The sequence below is a fragment of the Candidatus Cryptobacteroides sp. genome (genome assembly GCF_056207615.1).
On record NZ_JBAEER010000027.1, the window covers coordinates 1 to 5,146 of the forward strand.

Below are 5,146 nucleotides of genomic sequence, written 5' to 3' on the forward strand. Positions count from 1 at the left end.
CACAATGGCATGCTTGACCTGACCAGAAGCGATGAAGAGTGCACGGAGTTTACTCTGATATTTAAATAGGACTACCGCTTGTTGTGACGAATGTGACGCAAGTGACGGTAAAAAAAGAAAAGTTAAACTATTAACCGGCCAGAGAACTTTCGCTGAAAAAAAGAGGGAACATCAAGAAGAATCACTGACAATCAAAAAAGAATAAACCCCGAAACTCTTTCGAATTTCGGGGCTATCTTCGGGGCTTTTAGACGTAAATCATTGATTTACAAGCCACTTTGCGGAGAGGGAGGGATTCGAACCCCCGGACCCTTTCAGGTCAACAGTTTTCAAGACTGCCGTAATCGACCACTCTACCACCTCTCCAGTATGTTTTTCCGGCTGAGATTTCTCTCAAAGGGATTGCAAAGATAGGTAAATCTTGAGATACTGCAAATTTTTTTGCGGAAAATTCTTAATTTTGGGACTATGAAGATGGTTTTTCTTGATGCGTTGACGATGGGGGATACCCCATTGGACGAGATAGCAGCTCTCGGTGAGCTCGTATGTTACCCCACCTCTACCAAGGAAGAGGCCCTCACGAGGGTAGGGGACTGTGATGTGATCATGACCAATAAGGTCGTGGTCGACAAGGACTTGCTCGATGCAGCTCCGAATGTCAAGCTTATATGCGAGTATGCTACTGGAGTCAACAACATCGACCTTGATGCTGCCGCGAGCCGTGGTATCCCGGTGAGGAATGTAGCCGGATATTCGACGGATTCGGTGGTCCAGGCGACCTTCATGCATATGCTCTCACTTCTCGGAAATGCTCCGTATTTCGATGCTAGCGTCAAGAGTGGTGCCTATTCCCGCAGCGGCCTTTTCACAGACCTCTCGCAGCCATTCTATGAGATCACAGGCAAGGTCCTCGGAATCGTGGGGCTGGGAAACATAGGTCAGAAGGTGGCGAAGCTTGCAGAGGCCTTCGGCATGAAGGTGGTGTACTATTCGACTTCAGGAACTTCACATAGCAGGGAATACGAAAGCCTTCCGCTCGACAGGCTCATGGGCGTGTGTGACGTCATCTCCGTGCATGCCCCACTTAACGAGAGGACCAGGGGGCTTATCGGAGCTGAGCAACTGGCGTTGATGAAGAAAACGGCATTCATAATCAATACCGGTCGTGGCGGGATCATCGATGAGGCAGCCCTTGCGGCTGCGATTGACGAAGAGAGGATAGGCGGCGCAGCCCTGGATGTGTTCTCCCGGGAACCTCTGCCGGAGGATAACCCTCTCCTTCATGTGAGACATCCTGAGAGGCTACGCTTCACTCCGCATACGGCATGGGCGAGCGTGGAAGCCAGGAAGAGACTGGCTCACCTGGTCGCAGAGAACGTAAAAAAGGGTTGGTAACTTGATGTTGCCAACCCTTTTGGGTTTAGGTTTTCAAGGTTGTTTAGTTGCGTACCCGTTTCTATTTGTATAAGCTTCGCTTGATGGACTGCTTAGGGGTATGGACGAACTCACCGTCGAGAAGCTCGATCTTCGCAACCTGGCTGTAGTTAGGAAGCACTGAGTTGAGTGACTTCTTGGTTGCTGCGAGAACCTCTTCTATGGTCTTGCCTTCTGCGAGAATGTCTTCCTTCTTTGCGCTGAGGGTCACGATTCCCACGATGTTCTTATCACGTGCAAGTACGAGTGACTCTGAAATATAAGGGAGGTTGTTGAGCTTGCTCTCGATTTCCTCTGGATAGATATTCTGTCCGTTCGCAGAGAGGATCATGCACTTGCTGCGGCCCTTGATGGTGATGTTTCCGATCTCATCGATGATACCAAGGTCGCCGGTGTGGAGCCATCCGTCCTCGGTGAAAGCACCTTCGGTAGCCTCCTGATTCTTATAGTAGCCGATCATGACGTTGTCGCCACGAACCTGGAGCTCACCTACGCCGGTGACAGGGTCTGGGTTGTCGACGCGGATCTCAGCGCAATATACGCACTTGCCACATGAGCCGAACTTGAAGTTCTCGTGGTGCTCGTAACCTACGAGAGGGCCGCACTCAGTCATGCCGTAACCTACGGTGTAAGGAATCTTGAGTTTCTTGAGCACCTTCTCGATAGGCTCGCTGATTGCTGCTCCTCCGAGGATGATCTCTTCGCAGTTACCGCCGAATGCTGACATCACCTTCTCGCGAACTACGTTGTAGAGAATCTTGTTGAGGCCAGGTATTGCGCAGAGAACCTTCATCGCAGGCTTCTCGAGGGTAGGAAGGACCTTGCCCTTGATGATCTTCTCGATGACGAGAGGAACGGTGATGATCTGGAATGGGTGTACCTCAGCGAATGCTGACATGAGTACGGTAGGCGAAGGAGTCTTGCCGAGGAAATATACGTGACAGTTGTCGCAGAACTTGTAGAGGAACTCGAATGCGAGACCGTACATGTGTGCGAGAGGGAGCATTGCGACTGCCTTCATTCCATGTGGAATAGGAATGGTGTTGATCGCGAAGTCCGTGTTCGCTGATATGCTGCGAGCAGGGAGCATGATGCCCTTAGGGGTTCCGGTCGTGCCGGAGGTGTAGTTGATGACGCTGAGCTCATCCATGTCGGTGCCGGCCACGTTGAAGTCTGCTGCGGTGATGCCCTGAGGGAATTTCGCCGCCATGGCCTCCTCGATTCCGTTCACCACTGCCGCGAACTCCTCGGTGCGTGCCCATATGAGCTTGAGGTCGTCAGTGCTGATGCATGCGATCATGTCGTTCATCCTCGAAAGATCCCATCTGTCGAAGATCTTGCTCTCTGTATATACGATGCGGCACTCGGCATGTACTGCGAGGTCGCATACGTTCTCTGGAGTGAAGTCGTAGAGAATAGGTACAACTACCGCATGGTAGCTGGTCACGGCGAGGAACATAGCGGCCCATCTTGCGCTGTTCTTGCCGCAGAGGCCGATCCTGTCGCCAGGCTTGATGCCGAGGGCGCGGAATATCTCGTGCTGACGCATGATCATGCCGGCAATCTCAGCATGGCTGAACGTTTCCTTCCTGAAATCGCTGAGCGCTGGCTCGTCCCAATGCTCTTTGATTACCTTGTTTACTAGGTTGGTAAAGTGCTCCATATTGTGTGTATTTTGTTTCTGACACAAATGTCGCTCAATACTCGCGCAGATAAAAATAAAAGTGGCAGAAAAGAGGTGATTTGGGGGTAAAATACCGAAATATGGGGCGAATCTGGAAATGCGGGGGCGAAATCTCACCCCTTACAGCCTCATAATCTTGCTGGTTACGGCCTCTCCGTAAGTTTTTGAGATAGGGATGTCAGGAACTTTGTCTATGCCCATCTCGATGTAGAAGCCGTCTTTCTCCCTGCGCAGGACCTTGACATGGTCGAGGTTCACGAGGTAGGATCTGTGGCAGCGGATGATCTTATCGCTGTCGAGCTGCTCGGCAATCTTCTTGAGGGAGTTGCGTACCATCATGTTCTTGACGTTGTTGTCACCCGCGAGGTAGCATACTCCAACATAGTTGTCTTCGGCTTCGATGTAGAGAAGGTTCTCCCTCTTTATGGACAGCCTCATGTCACCTCTCTCGTCGAGTATCTGGATGTACTGCGCGCTGGTCTCCTTCCCGCTTTCCAATTCCTGCCGTATGGTCTTGAGACTTCTTGCCTGTTCCTGCCAGGTGATTACGACGTAGCTTATGATATATGGGATGAAGATGATCAGGACGGTCTTGTACAGGCTTGCCCTGAACAGCTCCTCAAGACCTCTGCTGCTGTCATTGACGAAAGATCCGAGCGTGTATACGCTCGCCATTATTATGACTTCTGCCAATATCCATGCGACATAGCTTGCGATGCTGAGGCTGTTCTTCCTTGTATATAGTATCATTATGGTTCGGCTTATAGCTGTGACGCCGAGGCCCACTATAATTACTGTCGCAGTAAGAGTGAATGAGATGAGGGACCTGTTCCACCCCAGATTCTGAAGCATGGTCACGCTCATGTCCTCGAGGTCGAGTGGATGGTATATAAGGATGAATAGGAGTGTGAAGGCAGCGATGAAGCCGATCTGCATCATCTGACTGTCTTTCCTGAGTAAGTGTGCCGGTAAACGAGTCATGTCACGCAAATTTATGAAAATTTGCGTGACATGACAAAATGCTATATCTCAGGGATAATCCTAATACTTGTTGAGCGGCATGCCGTTGGTCTTCATGCGGACCTTGCGGCGAACCTCGGCGATTACAGCCTCGTACTCCTCGCGGCCTTCCTCTGTCTTGCCTGCGATGAGGTCAAGATGTGCGGCTGCGTTGGCGAGAACCTGGTCGATGAGGCATACGATAGACTCCATGTCCTTCTCGATGAAACCACGAGATGTGATTGCAGGAGTTCCTACGCGGATACCTGAGGTGAGGAAAGGACTGCGGCTGTCGAACGGAACCATGTTCTTGTTGACGGTGATGTCAGCCTTCACGAGCTCCTTCTCTGCTACCTTACCGGTCACGTCTGGGTACTTGGTCCTGAGGTCAATGAGCATGAGGTGGTTGTCGGTACCGTCTGAAACGACCTTGTAACCCTTCTTCATGAACTCCTCTGCCATGACGGATGCGTTCTTGATAACCTGCTGCTGATATTCCTTATCCTCTGGCTGGAGAGCCTCGTAGAATGCTACAGCCTTTGCTGCGACGCAGTGCTCGAGTGGGCCACCCTGCTGTCCAGGGAATACGCTTGAGTTGAGGATCTGTGACATCTTCTTCACTACACCCTTAGGAGTGGTGAGACCCCAAGGATTGTCGAAGTCCTTACCGAGGAGGATGATACCTCCACGAGGACCACGGAGGGTCTTGTGGGTGGTAGAGGTTACGATGTGGGCATACTGTACAGGGTTCTTGAGGAGACCTGCTGCGATGAGACCAGCGGTGTGGGCCATGTCGATCATGAGGAGTGCGCCGACCTTGTCGGCAATTGCTCTCATCCTCTCATAATCCCACTCGCGTGAGTATGCTGACGCACCACCGATGATGAGCTTTGGCTTATTCTCGATGGCGAGCCTTTCCATCTCGTCATAGTCGATGCGGCCGGTGTTCTCGTCGAGAGAGTATGCGACTGCGTTGTAAAGTATACCTGAAGTGTTTACTGGTGAGCCGTGGGTGAGGTGACCGCCGTG

General features: G+C 51.5%; 4 protein-coding genes and 1 tRNA gene. 1 reads left to right on the forward strand and 4 read right to left on the reverse strand.

Annotated elements, in window-relative coordinates; translation table 11 throughout:
- Window positions 1–281: 281 nt before the first annotated feature.
- Window positions 282–366, reverse strand: a tRNA-Ser gene (locus AC06ND_RS01555).
- A 102-nt stretch (window positions 367–468) separates the two neighbouring features.
- On the opposite strand from AC06ND_RS01555, the gene AC06ND_RS01560 reads away from it, so the two are divergent.
- Entirely contained in the window at window positions 469–1,395 is a 927-nt protein-coding gene (locus AC06ND_RS01560; protein ID WP_475677237.1) for a D-2-hydroxyacid dehydrogenase, read from the forward strand.
- A 61-nt stretch (window positions 1,396–1,456) separates the two neighbouring features.
- Here AC06ND_RS01560 and AC06ND_RS01565 read toward each other — a convergent pair whose 3' ends face one another.
- The 3 genes from AC06ND_RS01565 to glyA form a co-directional block, all read right to left on the reverse strand.
- Complete coding sequence (locus tag AC06ND_RS01565) at window positions 1,457–3,097, reverse strand: AMP-binding protein (RefSeq protein WP_475677238.1); 1,641 nt, start codon at window positions 3,095–3,097, stop codon at window positions 1,457–1,459.
- Between the two features lie 141 nt (window positions 3,098–3,238).
- The gene (locus tag AC06ND_RS01570) at window positions 3,239–4,057 is read right to left on the reverse strand and encodes a LytR/AlgR family response regulator transcription factor (protein WP_475677239.1); all 819 of its coding nucleotides are present in this window, start codon (window positions 4,055–4,057) and stop codon (window positions 3,239–3,241) included.
- A gap of 102 nt (window positions 4,058–4,159) precedes the next feature.
- A partial coding sequence (gene glyA, locus AC06ND_RS01575) for a serine hydroxymethyltransferase (protein ID WP_475677240.1) occupies window positions 4,160–5,146 on the reverse strand: 987 nt, incomplete at its 5' end.